This is a genomic window from Streptomyces sp. a15, assembly GCF_059026085.1.
Genome location: NZ_JBWLKM010000043.1, coordinates 49036 through 64466 on the forward strand (window position 1 = coordinate 49036; position 15431 = coordinate 64466).

Annotated in this window: 17 protein-coding genes and 2 pseudogenes; 9 read left to right on the plus strand and 10 right to left on the minus strand. The window is 68.8% G+C overall.

All coding sequences use genetic code 11. The features are described 5' to 3' along the window. Position 1 precedes the first annotated feature (1 nt). The 3 genes from AC5P09_RS32845 (at position 2) to AC5P09_RS32855 (ending at position 1000) form a co-directional block, all read left to right on the plus strand. Positions 2–184 carry a TetR family transcriptional regulator C-terminal domain-containing protein gene (locus tag AC5P09_RS32845; RefSeq protein WP_493877357.1) on the plus strand — a complete coding sequence of 61 codons (183 nt, stop codon included), beginning with the start codon at positions 2–4 and terminating at the stop codon, positions 182–184. A gap of 139 nt (positions 185–323) precedes the next feature. After that, the gene (locus tag AC5P09_RS32850; RefSeq protein ID WP_493877358.1) at positions 324–617 is read left to right on the plus strand and encodes a type II toxin -antitoxin system TacA 1-like antitoxin; all 294 of its coding nucleotides are present in this window, start codon (positions 324–326) and stop codon (positions 615–617) included. Further along, a complete protein-coding gene (locus AC5P09_RS32855) occupies positions 614–1000 on the plus strand; it encodes a fic family toxin-antitoxin system, toxin component (protein WP_493877359.1) in 387 nt (128 codons plus the stop codon). Before AC5P09_RS32850 ends, AC5P09_RS32855 begins: the two co-directional genes overlap by 4 nt. A 283-nt stretch (positions 1001–1283) precedes the next feature. Here the strand turns inward: AC5P09_RS32855 and AC5P09_RS32860 are convergent, their stop codons facing one another. The 4 genes from AC5P09_RS32860 to AC5P09_RS32875 all read right to left on the minus strand — a co-directional run bounded on the left by AC5P09_RS32860 (position 1284) and on the right by AC5P09_RS32875 (position 6206). Further along, entirely contained in the window at positions 1284–2747 is a 1464-nt protein-coding gene (locus AC5P09_RS32860; RefSeq protein ID WP_493877360.1) for a GH1 family beta-glucosidase, read from the minus strand. A gap of 96 nt (positions 2748–2843) precedes the next feature. Beyond that, on the minus strand, positions 2844–3785 hold the full coding sequence (locus AC5P09_RS32865) for a carbohydrate ABC transporter permease (protein WP_493877361.1): 942 nt from the start codon (positions 3783–3785) through the stop codon (positions 2844–2846). Beyond that, positions 3782–4786: a carbohydrate ABC transporter permease gene (locus tag AC5P09_RS32870; RefSeq protein ID WP_493877362.1), complete on the minus strand. Its 1005-nt coding sequence runs from the start codon at positions 4784–4786 to the stop codon at positions 3782–3784. The genes AC5P09_RS32865 and AC5P09_RS32870 overlap by 4 nt, the downstream gene beginning before the upstream one ends. Positions 4787–4895: 109 nt before the next feature. Continuing rightward, positions 4896–6206: an extracellular solute-binding protein gene (locus tag AC5P09_RS32875; RefSeq protein ID WP_493877363.1), complete on the minus strand. Its 1311-nt coding sequence runs from the start codon at positions 6204–6206 to the stop codon at positions 4896–4898. Between the two features lie 284 nt (positions 6207–6490). Between AC5P09_RS32875 and AC5P09_RS32880 the strand changes: the two genes are divergently transcribed. After that, positions 6491–7507 (plus strand): LacI family DNA-binding transcriptional regulator, encoded by a 1017-nt coding sequence (locus AC5P09_RS32880; RefSeq protein ID WP_493877364.1) that lies wholly within the window; start codon positions 6491–6493, stop codon positions 7505–7507. A 350-nt stretch (positions 7508–7857) separates the two neighbouring features. On the opposite strand, the gene AC5P09_RS32885 is transcribed toward AC5P09_RS32880, so the two are convergent. After that, entirely contained in the window at positions 7858–8475 is a 618-nt protein-coding gene (locus AC5P09_RS32885) for a TOPRIM nucleotidyl transferase/hydrolase domain-containing protein (RefSeq protein ID WP_493877365.1), read from the minus strand. Positions 8476–8692: 217 nt separating this feature from the next. Further along, positions 8693–9133 carry a hypothetical protein gene (locus tag AC5P09_RS32890; protein ID WP_493877366.1) on the minus strand — a complete coding sequence of 147 codons (441 nt, stop codon included), beginning with the start codon at positions 9131–9133 and terminating at the stop codon, positions 8693–8695. Positions 9134–9278: 145 nt separating this feature from the next. Between AC5P09_RS32890 and nsrR the strand changes: the two genes are divergently transcribed. The 3 genes and pseudogenes from nsrR (at position 9279) to AC5P09_RS32905 (ending at position 10581) form a co-directional block, all read left to right on the plus strand. Continuing rightward, positions 9279–9719 (plus strand): nitric oxide-sensing transcriptional repressor NsrR, encoded by a 441-nt coding sequence (nsrR, locus tag AC5P09_RS32895; RefSeq protein ID WP_493877367.1) that lies wholly within the window; start codon positions 9279–9281, stop codon positions 9717–9719. A 133-nt stretch (positions 9720–9852) separates the two neighbouring features. Beyond that, positions 9853–10017: pseudogene (locus tag AC5P09_RS32900) on the plus strand (hemin transporter); the annotation flags it as partial. 132 nt (positions 10018–10149) lie between these two features. Continuing rightward, a complete protein-coding gene (locus AC5P09_RS32905; protein WP_493877368.1) occupies positions 10150–10581 on the plus strand; it encodes a hypothetical protein in 432 nt (143 codons plus the stop codon). 71 nt (positions 10582–10652) lie between these two features. On the opposite strand, the gene AC5P09_RS32910 is transcribed toward AC5P09_RS32905, so the two are convergent. From AC5P09_RS32910 to AC5P09_RS32925, 4 genes are all read right to left on the minus strand, one after another. Further along, positions 10653–11114: a nuclear transport factor 2 family protein gene (locus AC5P09_RS32910; RefSeq protein ID WP_493877369.1), complete on the minus strand. Its 462-nt coding sequence runs from the start codon at positions 11112–11114 to the stop codon at positions 10653–10655. A 163-nt stretch (positions 11115–11277) separates the two neighbouring features. After that, complete coding sequence (locus AC5P09_RS32915) at positions 11278–11565, minus strand: hypothetical protein (RefSeq protein WP_493877370.1); 288 nt, start codon at positions 11563–11565, stop codon at positions 11278–11280. A 370-nt stretch (positions 11566–11935) separates the two neighbouring features. Continuing rightward, a complete protein-coding gene (locus tag AC5P09_RS32920; RefSeq protein ID WP_493877371.1) occupies positions 11936–13186 on the minus strand; it encodes an MFS transporter in 1251 nt (416 codons plus the stop codon). Between the two features lie 421 nt (positions 13187–13607). Further along, a complete protein-coding gene (locus tag AC5P09_RS32925; protein WP_493877372.1) occupies positions 13608–13952 on the minus strand; it encodes a hypothetical protein in 345 nt (114 codons plus the stop codon). An 84-nt stretch (positions 13953–14036) separates the two neighbouring features. Between AC5P09_RS32925 and AC5P09_RS32930 the strand changes: the two are divergent. Together AC5P09_RS32930 and AC5P09_RS32935 are read left to right on the plus strand one after the other, a co-directional pair. Then, positions 14037–14132 (plus strand): annotated as a pseudogene (locus AC5P09_RS32930) (class A beta-lactamase); the annotation flags it as partial. A 128-nt stretch (positions 14133–14260) separates the two neighbouring features. After that, a complete protein-coding gene (locus AC5P09_RS32935; protein WP_493877373.1) occupies positions 14261–15298 on the plus strand; it encodes an ABC transporter substrate-binding protein in 1038 nt (345 codons plus the stop codon). Positions 15299–15431 lie beyond the last annotated feature (133 nt).

A 15431-nucleotide genomic window follows, 5' to 3' on the forward strand; every position in this document is an offset into this window, starting at 1 on the left:
CATGTCCATCCTGGAGCGCGCCGACGCGCGCGATGAGGTGCAACTCGAACGCATCACGTCCCGCGTGGCCTCGCTGCCGGTCGACCTGGTACGCCACGAACTCTTCCGCACGCAGGCACCCGTACCGGAGGAGACGCTGGAAGAGATCGTCGACGGCGTCTTCCTCCCACTCCTGCGCCAGTGAAGGTCCCGGCCTGCCCGATCTCGCACTGCACTCAGAGCCAAGCAGGCCACCCTGGGCGACGTACGGCGGAAGCGGCGGGCGCGCGGTCCTGTGTGCGCACTGTGGGCCTCCATGTGGTACCGCTGGTACCGTGGGGGCCATGGAACCCAAGGCGATCAATCTGCGCTTTCCTGATCCTGAGCAGCGGGCGGCTATCGCGGCCGCCGCGAGGCAGGAGGGGGTCAGCATGCAGGAGTACATCCTGTCGGCTGCCTATTCCCGCGCGATCGCTGTCGAGCAGCGGTTCCTGGAGGGCTTCAAGGAGTCCATGGCCCGCAGTGGCGCGGGTTTCGCGGCCGAACCCGGCAGCCTGGATCCCAGCGCAGAGCAGCGGGCGGCCGAGCAGGAGGCGCGGCGGAAGCTTGAGCAGCAGCAGCGCGGGGATGCGGCGTGACCCAGCCGGAACCGCTTCACCCGCTCGACGTGACGTTCCTGCTGCATGCTGCTCAACTGCTCGACGGTGATCCTCAGGTCGACGACTACGGACCGCTCTATGCCGCTGTCGCCCGGGTCAATGCCCGGGCGATGGAGCGTGACATCTATGCATCTCTGCATCTCAAGGGGGCAGCGCTGCTGCAGACCCTGGCAAAGCTGCCGTGCCTGGAGCACTCGAACGAGGCCTTCACCTGGCACGCCACGGAGGCGTATCTGTTCCTCAACGGGCGGCGGCTCGACTATCCGCCCAAGGCGGCCGTCGTGCTCGTCCGCGAAGCCGGTTCCGGAGCGCTCGGCGTTGCCCTGCTCGCCCGCCAGCTGCACGACTGGACCGTCGCCTGATCTGTTCCCTGGCCCGGGGCACCGCGGGCTCTGACCCGAGTGCGGGCCGGACACCCTGGTCTCGGGGGATACCGCTCCGCGCCGGATCCGGCAGACGAGCAGCCGCCCGCGACAGCCCCGGAGGAGACTCACCAGCGCCATGACCGGTGACCGGCTACGCCGCGCGAGTTGGATCCGAAGGCCGACGCGGAGCGTCTCCAAGCGACAGGGGCGCTGCCGCTTGGAGACCGCTCCGTGGCGAGGGCCCCAGCGGCCCGGCCGGCCATGCGGCTCTCCCCCTTGCTCAGCGGTTCCCGCCGCTACCCTCCGGCAAAATGCCGGTACGGGCCACGTCGGCGTACCACCGCGCGCTGGCTTTGGGGATGCGCTTGCCGGTCGGGTAGTCGACGTAGACGGCACCGAAGCGCTTGCTGTAGCCGTAGCCCCATTCGAAGTTGTCCAGCAGGGACCACAGGAAGTAGCCCCGCACGTCGACGCCGGCGCCGATCGCGCGGTGCACGGCCGACAGATGGCCGTGGAGGTAGTCGATGCGTTCGGGGTCGGCCACCTCGCCCTGCGGGTTCACGTAGTCGTCGAACGCGGCCCCGTTCTCGGTGATCATCAGAGGCATGGCGGGGAAGTCTGCCTTCAGTCGCATCAGCAGGTCGTACAGGCCGCTGGGGTCGACCGCCCAGCCCATCGCGGTGGTACGGCCCGGCGGGCGGTGGAAGGCGACCTTGTCGGCGCCCGGCCAGGGGCTGTGCTCGCTCTGCCCGTGGCCGTCGGAGCCGTGGCTGGCCTCGCCGGTGGCGGCGGAAACGAGCGTGGGTGTGTAGTAGTTGACGCCCAGGAAGTCCAGCGGCTGGTGGATCGTGGCGGTGTCGCCGTCCCGTACGAAGGACCAGTCGGTCAGGCTCGCCGTGTCCTGGAGGAGATCCTGGGGGTACTGGCCTTCGAGCACAGGGCCGGTGAAGACGCGGTTGGCCAGTGCGTCGATCCGGCGGGCCGCGTCGAGGTCCTCGGCGGCCTCGGTCAGCGCGCGGACGTGGTGGATGTTGAGCGTGATGGACGCCTGCGCCCGGGCGGGCAGTTCGGCGCGCAGCGCAGAGACGGCCTTGCCGTGGGCGAGGTTGAGGTGGTGCGCCGCGCGCAGGGCCGCGACCGGGTCGGTGCGCCCGGGTGCGTGGACACCCGAGCCGTATCCGAGGAAGGCGCTGCACCAGGGCTCGTTGAGGGTGATCCAGGTCTTCACCCGGTCCCCCAGCGCACGGGCCGCCAGCGTCGCGTAGTCGGCGAACCGGTCTGCGGTGGCGCGCTCCGGCCAGCCGCCCGCGTCCTCCAGCTCCTGGGGCAGGTCCCAGTGGTAGAGGGTGACGACCGGTTCGATGCCCTTCTCCAGCAGTGCGTCGGTCAGGGCGCGGTAGAAGTCGAGCCCCTTCTCGACGGCCGGGCCGCGGCCGGTCGGCTGCACGCGCGGCCACGACACGGAGAACCGGTAGGCGCTGACGCCCAGATCGGCCATGATCGCGATGTCTTCGCGCCAGCGGTGGTAGTGGTCGGTGGCGACGTCACCGGTGTCGCCGTTGCGCACTCTGCCGGGCGTGTGCGAGTAGGTGTCCCAGATGGAAGGGGTGCGTCCGTCCTCGGCGGCGGCACCCTCGATCTGGTACGCGGCGGTCGCCGTGCCCCAGGTGAATCCCTGCGGGAACCTGAGGGCGGCGGTGCTCTCCGGGGCGGGCGCGACAGGTCGGGCTGCGGTGGTGGTCACGTGGGTCCTTCCAGATGGACTGCGAGGCGGGGCGGGAGCGGCGAAGCGGGGTGGCCGGCGTCGATGGGCCTCGGCATCGGGGGAACGGCAGGGTGTTCATCCCTTGACCGCTCCCTGCATGATGCCGCCGACGATCTGACGGCCGAAGACGATGAACAGGGCAAGCAGGGGCAGCGTGCCGAGGAGCGCGCCCGCCATGATCAGCGACTGGTCGCGCACGTATCCCGCGCTGAGCTGGGTGAGGGCGACGGGCACCGTCGGATTGGTCATGTCGAGCACGATGAACGGCCAGAAGAAGTCGTTCCAGGCGTGCACGAACGTGATCATGAACAGCACGGCCATGGGAGGCCGGGCGATCGGCAGCACGATGCTCCAGAAGATGCGCAGGGAGTGCGCACCGTCCACTCGCCCGGCCTCGACGAGTTCGTCGGGCAGCGCCTCGGACAGGTACTGCCGCATGAAGAACACGCCGACGGCGCTGACGAGCGTGGGGAAGATGACGGCGGGCAGCTTCTGGCCCCAGCCCAGTTCGGTCATCATCATGAACAGCGGTACGACGCCGAGCTGCGGCGGCACCATCATGGTGCCGATGACGAGCATCAGCAGGATGTTGCGGCCCTTGAAGCGGAGTTTGGCGAACGCGAAGCCGGCGAGGGTGGCGAACAGCACCGTGGACAGGGCGATCACGCCGGCCACGATCAGGCTGTTGAGCATGGCCTTGCCCAGCGCGGCGTCCTGCCAGGCCTTGCCGAGGTTCTCCAGCAGGTGGGGTCCCGGCAGGAACGGCGGAGGCGTCTGGGTGACACGCGTGTTGTCGGTCGACGCCGCCACCATCGTCCAGTAGAGCGGGAAGAGCGAGAACAGCGCCGCGATTCCCAGGAGGATGTAGGCGACGGGACCCGCGTGGTGCTGTCGTCCGGCGCCCGGGTGCCGGAACAGTCCTCGGCGGCGTCTGCCGGACGGGGTGGTCTTGCGGGCGTTCCGCCCGGTCCCGGGGCGTGCGTCCGCCGTCCGGACCGGGATGCTGTCTGTGGTCATGGAAACCTCCCGGTCAGGCCTTGCGCCAGGACGCGCTTGACGACTCGTTGGACGACGAACACGACAATGAGCAGCAGGAACATCGCCCAGGCGACCGTGGCGGCCCGGCCCATCTGGTAGTTCTTCCAGCCCTCCTCGTACAGCAGCAGACCCAGCGTCTGGTACTGGTTGTCCGCTCCCCCGGTGATGCCGTTGGGGCCCTGGCCGAAGATCAGGGGCTCACCGAAGAGCTGGGTGGCGCCGATCGTGGACAGGACGATGGTGAACACGATGGTGGAGCGGATGCCGGGAACGGTGACCTTCAGGAACTGCTGCCACCGCGAGGCACCGTCGATGGCCGCGGCTTCGTACCGGTCGCGCGGGATCGCCTGCATCGCGGCGAGATAGAGCAGGGCGTTGTAGCCGGTCCAGCGCCAGATGACGATCGAGGAAATCGCCGTCTGCGCGGCCCACTTGTTGTTCTCCCAGTCGATGTTGTCGACACCGACCAGGCTCAACATCCAGTTGATCATGCCGAAGTCGCGTTCGAAGAGCATCGTGAACACGAGGGCCGCGGCGCCCACCGACGTGGCGTACGGCGTCAGGGCGGCGACGCGGAAGAACGTCGAGCCGCGCAGCCGGTAGTTGAGCAGGTGTGCCAGCCCGAGCGCCATCAGCAGCTGCGGCACGGTCGACAGGACGCCGATGGTGATGGTGTTGAGCAGCGCGTTCCAGAAGCGGTCGTCGTCCCACAGGGCCGTGTAGTTGTCGAAGCCGACCCACTCCATGAGGTTCAGGGTCGACAGTTCGACGCGGTGCAGCGAGATCCACGAGGTGTAGATGAGCGGGTAGAAGCTGAAGGCGGCGAAGACGATGAAGAACGGGGCGACGAAGGCGTACGGGGCGCCCCGGAGGTCGAGGCGGTGCAGCAGCGTACGGCGCCGCTGACGGTCCCCGCCGGTGCCGCCCGGAGGGGCGGTGCCGGCCGCACCGTGTGGGGGTGTCGAGGTGGAGATGGCCACCGGAAGGCGTCCTTCCTGGAGGGTGGGAGAGGCGAGCAGGGGCCCGGCGGCCCAACAGGCAGTGCATGGGGCGCCGAGCTGCTGCGGAGATGGGCAACAGGGCCCTCGGTCAGCCGGCGGCCTTCTCGATGCGCGTGTCAGTGGTCTTCCATGCCTCGTTCGGGCTCTTGTTCTGCGCCTCGATCAAGGTCAGACCCTGCGAGAAGATGTCCTTGATGGTGCCGTCCTTACGGCCGAGCACCTGCTCGTCGGGAATCTCCTGGGCCGCGGCGCTGAAGATCTTGCCAATGGGCGCGCCACTGAAGTAGTCCGACTTGGCATCGACCACTTCGGGCAGGGACAACGCGGTCTGCGACGAGGGGAAGTTGCCGATCTCCTTGAAGAGGTAGGCCTGCTGCTCGGGGGCGGTGAGCCAGGCCACGAGCTCCTGCGCCTCCTTCTTGACAGGGCTCTTCTCCATCACGCCGAGGAAGGCTCCGCCCCAGTTGGCGCCCTTGGGCGCCTTGGCGACGTCCCACTTGCCCTTGTTCTTCGGGCCCGCCTTCTCGCTGATGTGCGCGAGCATCCACGCCGGGCAGACGGTGGTGGCGAAGGTGCTGTTGGCCAGGCCGGGGTCCCAACCGGGCTGGAACTGGCGGAGCTTCGCGGTCAGATCGGACGTGGCCGCCTCGGAGGCCAGCTTCCACGCGTCCTTCACCACAGGGTTGGTCTTGTAGATCAACTCGCCCTGCTTGTCGTAGAACTGCTGGGAGTTGCCGTAGATCATGGCGTTGAACAGTCCGCTGGAGCTGTCCATGTAGGCGACCTTGTCGGCCTTCGAGTTCTGCTTGAACCGCTTGCCCGTGGCTACGTACTTCGACCAGTCGCCGTCCCACAGCTTGGCGACCTCGTCGCGGTCGGTGGGCAGGCCGGCCTGCTCGAAGAGGTCCTTGCGGTAGCAGACCGCCATCGGGCCGATGTCGGTGCCGAGGCCGATGACCTTCTTGTCCGCGGTGGTGACCTGGCTCTGCTTCCACGGAAGGAAGTGGTCCGTCCCGGCCACGCCGGCCAGATCGACGAACTTGTCCTTCTGGGTGTCGGACAGTTCCTTGGCCCTACCAATTTCTATGCCCTGGATATCTTTCAGCCCGCTGCCTGCGGCCAAGTGGGTCTGCAGGGCGGTGTAGTAGGTCTGCTCGTCGCCCGCGACGTCCGCCTTGATGACGACGTTCGGGTGTTCCTTCATGTACTTGTCGAGCAGACCGGTCTCCTTGAAGCCCATGACGCCGAACAGCCCCATGGTGATGGTGACCTTGCCGTCCTTCTTCCCCCCGCCGGTCCCCCCGTCGCTGCCACCACAGCCCACGACCAGCCCGAGAGCCGAGGCAGCCGACACGGCGGCCACGACTCTCGTACGCAACTTCCTTCGGAACTTGTCCATTTCGTCCTCCTAGCGGCGGCGCTGACGCACCGGAGTTCGAGCCCCACGGTCCGATCCGCAGGCCCTATTTGTCCGGTGGGAACGTTCCCAAACGGCGATGGGAACGTGCCCACTCAGGAGCCCGAAGCCTGGCCGCCACGAAAGGCGTCTGTCAAGAAGTTGAATCCACTTCGTTGCGGGAAGATGTCCCGCCCCCGAGCTCGGACCCGGCGGACGCGCCGCGGCGGTCTGGCACAATGCGCAGGTGAAAGCCGTCTGGGCAGCGCGGAAGCGAGGGAGGCGTCATGGGGGGCAGACCACGCCCGACCATCAAGACCGTGGCCGCGCGCGCCGGCGTCGGACGCACCACGGTTTCACGAGTCATCAACGGCTCGGAGCTCGTCAGTGACAAAGCCAGGGCCGCCGTCCTCGCCGCCATCGCCGAGCTGAACTACGTACCCAACTCGGTTGCCCGGGGTCTGGTGACGAGCAGGACGAACTCCGTGGCCCTCGTCATCCCCGAGTCGGAGAGCAGACTGGGCTCGGAGCCCTACTTCTCGGCGGTGATCCGCGGGGTCAGCACCGCCCTCGCGGAGACCCGGACGCAGCTCCAACTGATGCTCGTACGCGACCAGGCCGAGCGTGACCAGCTCACCGAGTCGGTGGCGGAGCGGCGCGTCGACGGGGTGCTCCTGGTCTCGGTGCACGAGCACGATCCGCTGCCGGGGCTGCTGGAGGACATGGGGCTGCCCACGGTGCTCGCCGGGCGCCGCTCCCCCGACGAGTCGCTCAGCCACGTGCACTCCGACAACGCGGGCGGGGCCGCGACGGCCGTCAGCCACCTCCTCGCGCGGGGGCGCCGGACCGTCGCCACCATCAGCGGCCCCCTGGACATGGACGTGGCGCGCAGCAGGCTCCAGGGCTGGCGCGAGGCCCTGGAGAAGGCGGGGCACGAGGCCACGGACCGACTCGTGGCCTCGGGCGACTTCACCGAGGAGGGCGGCGAGGCCGCGATGCGTTCACTCATTGAACAAGTCCCCGAGCTCGACGCCGTGTTCGTCGCCTCGGACGTCATGGCGGCGGGGGCGCTGCTGGAGCTGCGCAGGCAGGGGAGGGGCGTCCCCGACGAGGTGGCGGTGGTCGGATTCGACGACTCCCTCATCGCCCGGCACAGCAATCCGCCCCTCACCACCGTGCGTCAGCCCGTCGAGGAGATCGGCAGCATGATCGCCCACATCCTGATGGAGGAGATCGGCGATCCCGAGTCACCGCGTCGGCATGTCACGCTTCCCACCGAGCTCGTTGTGCGCGAATCGTCATGAGGCCCTGAAGGGTACTGGTGGGGCAGGCGGAGCGCCTTGCCAGGACCCGCCTCCGCGGCAGGACCGGCCCAGATGCTGTTGCCTACGGCGTCATCCGAACCGCACAGAGTGGCTGCGGCACAGGTCCAATCCGGCGAACTGCGGCTCGGCGCGGGCTATTTCACGGCCATCAAGGTCCCCCACCCCGTTCCTTGACCGGGCATCGTCTGCACCTGGCCGGAGCGGGAGTCCCCGCCCTCACATCGCATCACAGGCGCCGGTAGATGGCCGTCGGCAGCGCCAGTTGGCCACATCGATGGACGGCGGGACCGAGTGCTCGAAGCGGCCATGACCGCGCTTTGGTGCGTCGGTCACAGGCTCGTGAAGAGGTCGTCGAGCGGGGCCGGTACCTGTCCGGGGTCGAGCGTCTCCACCAGGAGACGGCCGTAGCGGATCTTGCGGCCCTTCTTCGTGCCGAGGAAGCGCCTCAGCTGCTGATGCCGGGGCCGACCGAGCTGTGCGGGCTGGTGCAGGAAGGTCTGCCAGGGCCGCAGGTCACCCTCGGCCCGGATGATCTCCTCGACCCGCGCCGTGCCCAACGCGCGGATGAGCTCGTCCTCCAGGTCCGCCACACACACGAAGAAACCCCGGTGCGGCGCCCGGGCCCGTTTCAGGCCGCGGTCGTAGAAGCCCTGCTCGCGCTCGTCGCACAGGCCTGCCAGGCGCAGGCCAAGACCTGGTGGCCCGAGAAGGCCGGCGTAGCGGCCGACACTCATCGCCCCGCCCATCGGCACGACGCACACCCCCTCGGCGGCCAGGTCCCGGCCACGCCGTGCGGCCAGCGCCTCGACGGCCGCGAGGTCACTCGGTCCCTCCAGCAGCACCGCCGTCCGCACCCCCAGCTGCACAGCCAGATCAGTCGCCGGTTCGCCGGGGCCACCGGCCGCCCAGCTACCGACCGCGTCCCGGAATGCGCGCATGTCCGCCATGGGACGAGTCTGCACGTCCAACGACCGCCAGGGCAGGGAATATTCGACGCCCCGTTCGGCATGCCCTTCAACCCGGAGTTCGTCACCGTGGCGTGCTCGTGCATCACCTGATGCTTGATGCAGGCCTCACAGCTCGCCACCCGACGCCGGGCATGCGCCGTCGACGTGACGACCTTGGTGTACGACGACGCCGGTCCCGTACCACCGTCATCGCGGTTCAGGGGCGCGGCCTGCCGGACCCACGATCCCGGCTTTCGGCGGGCTGGATCCGCATGCCGGGCCGGCGGCGGTGAACGGTCAGGTACGACATACCGCCCTTGCCCGCCTCCAGGCCGCGGGTGGAGCCGTGGGGCAGCCACACGAGGCTGCCTTCGCCCAGAGAGTGCGGCCCCTCCGGGGTGAGCAGGGTGCCGTCTCCCGCCACGACCAGCAGGAGTACGTCCAGGTCCGGCTCGGCATGGGCTTCGACGCGCTGCTCGGACAGGATCCGGACGATGTTGGCGTCGATCTGCCGACCGGGCTCGGACAGCCTCCACACCGCGCCCGTCGATGCCGGGCCGAGCGCCTCCAGCGCTGCGGTGTCGAACAGAATCCGAGGCACCGGCGCCCCATCGGCCGGGTCCGGGGAGTCACCGTCTGCCACAGTCACTGCCACCATCCGATCTCGCCTTGCCTTGTCCGTCGCCGACATGGGCCGGCCTGTGCCGGAGGAACGCCGGACGCCACCGCCCGTGACGCACTCCGCACGGTCACACCATCCATCAAATAGGAACCTGGCATTCGTATTTGCTAGCGTCCGGGCTGTGAGACTGACGAAGTTCACCGACCTGGCGCTGCGTTCCGTCATGCGTCTGGCGGTCTGCGCCGACGACGAGGTGCTCACCACCCGCGAGGTGGCCGAAGCCATGGAAGTGCGGCACACCCACGCGGCGAAGGCGATCACGCGCCTGCAGCACCTTGGCGTGGTCGAGGCCCGGCGTGGCCGCGGCGGCGGTCTCGCCCTGACCGGCCTCGGCCGGCGAGCCTCGGTGGGCTGGCTGGTGCGTGAACTCGAGGGCGAGGGCGAGGTCGTCTCCTGCGACGACCCACCGTGCCCCCTGCGCGGGGCCTGCCGTCTGCGGCGCGCACTGCGCGACGCCCAGGAGGCGTTCTACGCGAGCCTCGATCCGCTGACCGTGGCCGACCTCGTCACCTCGCCCACCGGGCCGGTGCTGATCGCTCTGGCCGGCCCTCCCCCGCAGTAGAGCCAAGCCCCTGGCGCCCACCCCGGCCGTCACGGTCGTCACGCTCCCTGGGGTGCGGTCACACACGCCTCAAAATGCGAAGATCACTTACCGATCAGGAGTCCCAGTGCTCTCCGCACAGTCTGTCGCGGCCGGCCAAGCCGACGTGAGCAGCCTGCGCCTCCCGGCCGACCTGACCGCCTACCTGTGCGGGCCGCTGCCGTTCATGCGGGCGGTGCGTGGCGACCTGCTGCGGTGCGGCGTGCCTGCCGAGAGGATCCACGAGGTCTTCGGCCCGGACCTTCGGCTCGGCCAGTAGGAGCCGATTCTCCACGGAGGTGGGACCGGGCCTGCGGACGCAGCCGACGCACGGCGAACGGCGAACGGCGAGCGGAAACCGTGCCGTGCCCGCCGGAACGGGAAACGATCACACGAGAGAGGGGTACCGCGTATGAACGACACTTCGGCGGCCGTGGCCGCCGCGGCTGTTTTCGTCTGGCTCGGGATGGTGCTGGCCATCTCCTTCCTTGAAGCACCGCCGAAGTTCCGGGCGCCCGACGTGACCGTACGGATCGGACTCGGCATCGGCCGCCTCGTCTTCCGCGCGCTCAACCGCGCCGAAGCGGTCCTGGCCGTCGTCGTGGTCACGGCGGTTGCCGTCGGCGATCCCCCGGTGACGGTCCTGGTCCTGACGGTCTTCGCCGTCGCGCTGCTGGCGGTGCAGACGGCCGCGGTCCGGCCCGTCCTCAACCGCCGCTCCGACCGGGTCCTGGCCGGAGAGGACGTCCCGCGCTCCCGCGCTCACCTCGTCTACGGGACCTGCGAGTCGGTCAAGTTGGTCACGCTCGTCGCGCTGGGGACCGCCACCCTGGCCACCGCCTGAACGACACCATCGCACCCCGGTCAGCACAGCCGCGACCTCGTCACGGCAGACGAACGGTCCGAGGCAGAGGCTCAGGTTCGGCCGCTCAGGCCGGCGACCACGGCGGTGAGCCGGTCCATGGCGTGAGCCACGCCGAGCCCGTCCATGTAATCGCGGACATGCACAATCTCGCCGTCCCGGACTCGGATCACCAGGAGGTTGGGAAAGCTGAAGTGCCGGCCGGTGGTGGTCACGGTTCCGACGACGACCTGCTCAACGGTGATCACCTCGGAGTCGGTGCTCTCATGCACGGCGACTTCGCGGATCTCCCGCGGTTGCGCCGGGCTTGCGCCCCAGGCGGCTCGATAGCCTGCGCGGATCTCCTCGCGGCCGTTGTAGCGCTCGGGCATACCCGGGAAGAGGAACGGGAATTCGTGGACGGCGTCGGCCGCGTACAGGTCGGCCAGGTCGTCAGCGGACTTGTCGAGCATCGCCCGCTGGTAGCGGGCCAGGACCTCACGAGGACCGAGGCCGGCCGAGGTTGTGTGGGGCATGGCGGTTCGATTCCGTTCTCGATGTGGATGAGTTCATTCGAGCGGACGGTCAGGACTTCGGGCATGCGAACCTCAGCACCGCTCGCCGCGACTGCGATGCCTGCCTCAGCAGTCGGGCTCCAACAAGCGCCTGCGCTCGTCATCGAGGCAGCTGACGAAGTCGTCATCCTCGCTCACGATCCGTCCCTCCAACTCGCCGCGCCTGTCGGCGTGTTGGTGTTCCAGCGGCGCGATGCGTCACTGGAGTTGTCCGAGGCAGCGCCTTCAGGTAGTCGTCGGCGTGTTCCGGCTTGGTGCCCCGGCTGCCTCCGGGAGCGGGCCGTACGCCGAACGTCAGCACGTCGGTGACGTCGCGGGTGATCGCCTGGCGCATGGCCTCCAGTTCGTCGTCGGTGACCACGTCGGGAGGGCCGAGGAGCTCGTTGAAGCGTGTCGGTCCGGTGCTGCCCAATGTCGTCCTCGCCGCCCAGCGCGACGACGACTTTGGCGCCGATGCAGCGGCGATGCAGCGCCGATCAAGGCTACACAGACAAGGCCTGGCCCATCACCACGGGGGGAGGTGACGGGCCAGGCTGCCTCCAACATGCCACATCTACCGCGATTGCACACACTCTGCTGGTCCGCCAATCCAATCGTGCGCGGCGCCGCTGCCTGAACCGACGGCGATCCTGCCGCGCCTCCAGGCGGTAAAGGATCACTGTGCTCGCGACCGAATCGGTTGGCCTCTCCAGCCGCTCCGGCCAGTCGGTGCAGCCAGAAGCCGTATTCAGTGACTCCCCATGCTGCGTGATGGCCGCCCCCGCCAGCCCTACCTGTGATGGTCACTTCGTGATCCTGGACTGATCGTTTCCCGTCAGACGGTTGACGCGGTATACGTCCGGGACACAGAGATTGACGACGGCAGCGGCAGCGATCATGCCGGCGCATGCCAACAGCACGCTCTGGCTGTCCCACGAGTGGGCCGCAAGGGCCGTGATGAGGTAACCGAGGGGGATGGCGAGGCGCTCCCCGACTCCGTTGAAGGCACTCATGCGGCCTTGTTCGGCGTGGGGAACGTGCTGTTGGAACGCGGTGGTCCAGGCGACGATCGCGATGTCGAGCCCGATCCCCGCGAGCAGGGCGGTCAACAGGACGACGGGCAGCGGCAGGCCCCGTCCCATGGCGGTCAGGGGAAGCGCGAGAGCACCGCTCGCCGCGACCGCGACGGTGAGCAGGCGGTACGGTTTCCAGCGCAGACACACGAGTGTCCCGGCCAGCAGGCCGCATGCGAAGGCCGCCTGGACCAGGCCCCAGTCGCGTGCCCCGGCATACTGTCGTGCCGCGACGAGAGGGCCGAGGAGTTGGAAGCCGGCCAGCCACGCGGCGACGAGTACGGTCCCGGCAGCCGTATAGGTCCACAGCCAGGTGCGCGACCAGAAGCCGGTCCATCCGGCCCGCAGATCGGCGAGAACACCGCTGGTGGTGAGCGGGGCGTCGAGGCGCAGGCCGAGAAGCAGGAAAGCCGCGGCCGTGAAGGTGAACGCGTCCCAGGCCAGGGCCCATGCCGCACCACTTGCGGCGACGATGAATCCGCCGACGACGGGGCCCAGCACCTTGACCACGTTGCTCGGCAACCGGAGCAGCGCGTTGGCCTGCTGCAGGTACTCGGCGGGAACGATCTGGGCGACGGCACCTTGTGTGGCAGGCACGATAAAAGACGCCGCGGTTCCCGAGACGAAGCCGCACACGGCGATCGACGCCGTCGTCGCGTGACCGGTGGCCACGGTGACGGCCAGCGCACCCTGCGCGCCCGCCGCCAGCAGATTACCGAAGAAGAGGATCTTGCTTCGGGACAGGCGGTCTGCGAAGAGGCCGCCTGCGAGGAGGAACACGATCGTCGGGACGGTGTTCATGGCCAGCACGAGACCGAGGGATCCCGCTCCTCCGCCCTGCTCGACGACGGAGTAGGCCAGTGCCAGAGGGGCCATCGCAGACCCGGCGGTCGAGATGAGATTGGCCGACACGAACCGCCGGAAGGCCGCGACTCTCAACGGCGTGCTGATCATCGACGGTGAGTCAGCAGCGGTCTCCATGATGTTCCTTGTGCTCGGCGCAGCGAGCACCCTAATGCAGGAGTACACCGAGCCGAGCACCGGTAGAAGAAGTTGGCCGACAGCCATCCGTCCCCGGCGGCAACGCGGCGCAGGGCCATGGCTGTCCGGGCTGGAGCTGGGAGCCTCGGGCGGCGCTGATGCCAAGGGCGTACGAGCGCACCTCGTGCCCGCCGACGGGCAGCCCAAAGGCCAACTCCCGGCCCAGGACGATGCGTTCGAGCGGCGGCATGTGGTCCGCCGACCCGGCCCAGTCGCGGGCAGGACCGGGTCTTGCGTTCGTCGGTCACTCCGGCGGACGACCACCGGTCGCGGGCGGCCGGTACGAGAAGGCGACCCCGGTCCGACGCAGCGATCAATCCCCGGCGACCGGACACAGCCCCGAGAACACCAACTACGTAGATCAGATGCCCTCTTGGCCGGAGAACCTCTTCGCGAGGTCCCGGTGCCATTCCGCGACCTTCGCAGCCTGGTCGCTGGTGATGTTCATGCCGGGCAGGCTCAAGCGCTCGATCTGGTCGGCGCAGCGCAGGTGCTCCCGGTGGGCGTGTTCCCGACAGGCCAGGCAGGTGACGCTGTCCGGGCGCGGAGAGGTCATCACATAGGCCACCTGGCGTCGGCAACCAGTGGTGACGACGCTCGGGGCGTCGGTTGCGCGGCCCAACGTCGACGCAATCACGTTGCGGACGGCGGCCCCGGCCTGCGCCACCTTCTGCTCCACGTGTATGTGCGGATCGGTCTCGCTCATCGGCGCCCCCGCCTCCGTCCGAGTCGTTCGGAACCAGGCTAGCGGTGCGGCGTCGCGGACGGCGAGGAACAGCACCTCGGGACCGGGATGCCCCCGCGCGAGCTGTGCGACGCCGCCGTCCACTCCAGCGACAGCACCGCGGCCAACCTGCTGTTCGACGCGCTCGGCGGACCCAACGGGTCGCACGACATCGCCGGGGTGTGACGGTGACAGGAACCACACAGGACCGCGTGTCGACCATGGCGAGCCCCTAGATAAGGTGAGCCTGGCCTAATGGCCAAAAAATGGTGTCCCAAAGGAGTTCTGGCATGTTCCCTCGGCGTCGCGGCCCGTCCGCCCTCGCTTTCGCCGTCGCCGCGGCGCTGATCCTCGGGGCGTGTGGCGGTTCCGCTGACGACGGCAAGGACACGGGATCCGGAGGCGGTGACAAGAAGGCCGTGGCGCAGGGCGGTGAGGACTTCGGGTCCGCCGCGCAGAAGACCGCGGCGATGGGCACCGACGCCAAGCCTGGCGAGTGGCCGCGCACCGTCCGGCACTCGATGGGTGAGACCGTGATCGAGGCCCAGCCCAAGCGCGTGGTGGTCCTGGACGTCGGCGAGCTGGACAACGTGGTGTCGCTGGGCATCAAGCCGGTCGGACTCGCCCCCACCGAGGGCTCCCCCGAGCTGCCGTCGTACCTGAAGAAGGACGCCGGCACGCCGAAGAACGTCGGCACCATCAACAACCTCAACCTCGAAGCGATCGCCGGTCTCCAGCCGGACCTCATCCTCGGCAGCCAGCTGCGCGCCGCGGACAAGTACGACGAGTTGTCGAAGATCGCCCCGACCGTCTTCTCCATCCGGCCCGGCTTCACGTGGAAGGAGAACTACCTCCTCAACGCGTCGGCCCTCGACAAGACGGCAGAGGCCAAGGCGAAGCTCGCCGCGTACGACGCGAAGGTCAAGGCACTCGGCACCGAGCTCGGCGCCGACAAGCCGACCGTCTCGATGGTGCGTTACCTGCCCGACGGCCTGATCCGCCTCTACGCGAACGCCTCCTTCATCGGCACCATCCTCAAGGACGCCGGCATCCCCCGCCCGAAGAACCAGGACATCGAGGACCTGGCCGCCGAGGTCAGCGCCGAGAACATCGACCAGGCCGACGCCGACTACATCTTCACCGGCGTGTACGGCGACGCGAAGGCCACGGACAAGTCCCGTGCGCAGGGCAACCCGCTGTGGAAGAACCTCAAGGCGGTCAAGGCCGGGCACGCCTATGACGTACCGGACGAGACCTGGTACCTCGGACTCGGTGTCACCGCGGCCGAGCAGGTCGTCGCGGACCTGGACAAGTACCTGACCAAGTAGACGACCAGGGGCTCCGGCCCCGGCGTGGTCGGTCGGTCGTCCGTCCGTCCGTCCGCATGAACCACTGAACCACCAGAACGACGTGAGTCACACGCATCACACGCATCACACGCATCACATGAAGAGGTAGCGC

Excerpts from the sequence above, each read along its gene's own strand:
- AC5P09_RS32845 (WP_493877357.1), top strand. The coding sequence starts at position 2 with ATGTCCATCCTGGAGCGCGCCGACGCGCGCGATGAGGTGCAACTCGAA.
- AC5P09_RS32850 (WP_493877358.1), top strand. The coding sequence starts at position 324 with ATGGAACCCAAGGCGATCAATCTGCGCTTTCCTGATCCTGAGCAGCGG.
- AC5P09_RS32865 (WP_493877361.1), bottom strand. The coding sequence starts at position 3,785 with ATGACCACAGACAGCATCCCGGTCCGGACGGCGGACGCACGCCCCGGG.
- AC5P09_RS32875 (WP_493877363.1), bottom strand. The coding sequence starts at position 6,206 with ATGGACAAGTTCCGAAGGAAGTTGCGTACGAGAGTCGTGGCCGCCGTG.
- AC5P09_RS32880 (WP_493877364.1), top strand. The coding sequence starts at position 6,491 with ATGGGGGGCAGACCACGCCCGACCATCAAGACCGTGGCCGCGCGCGCC.
- AC5P09_RS32885 (WP_493877365.1), bottom strand. The coding sequence starts at position 8,475 with ATGGCGGACATGCGCGCATTCCGGGACGCGGTCGGTAGCTGGGCGGCC.
- AC5P09_RS32890 (WP_493877366.1), bottom strand. The coding sequence starts at position 9,133 with ATGGTGGCAGTGACTGTGGCAGACGGTGACTCCCCGGACCCGGCCGAT.
- AC5P09_RS32905 (WP_493877368.1), top strand. The coding sequence starts at position 10,150 with ATGAACGACACTTCGGCGGCCGTGGCCGCCGCGGCTGTTTTCGTCTGG.
- AC5P09_RS32910 (WP_493877369.1), bottom strand. The coding sequence starts at position 11,114 with ATGCCCCACACAACCTCGGCCGGCCTCGGTCCTCGTGAGGTCCTGGCC.
- AC5P09_RS32920 (WP_493877371.1), bottom strand. The coding sequence starts at position 13,186 with ATGGAGACCGCTGCTGACTCACCGTCGATGATCAGCACGCCGTTGAGA.
- AC5P09_RS32925 (WP_493877372.1), bottom strand. The coding sequence starts at position 13,952 with ATGAGCGAGACCGATCCGCACATACACGTGGAGCAGAAGGTGGCGCAG.
- AC5P09_RS32935 (WP_493877373.1), top strand. The coding sequence starts at position 14,261 with ATGTTCCCTCGGCGTCGCGGCCCGTCCGCCCTCGCTTTCGCCGTCGCC.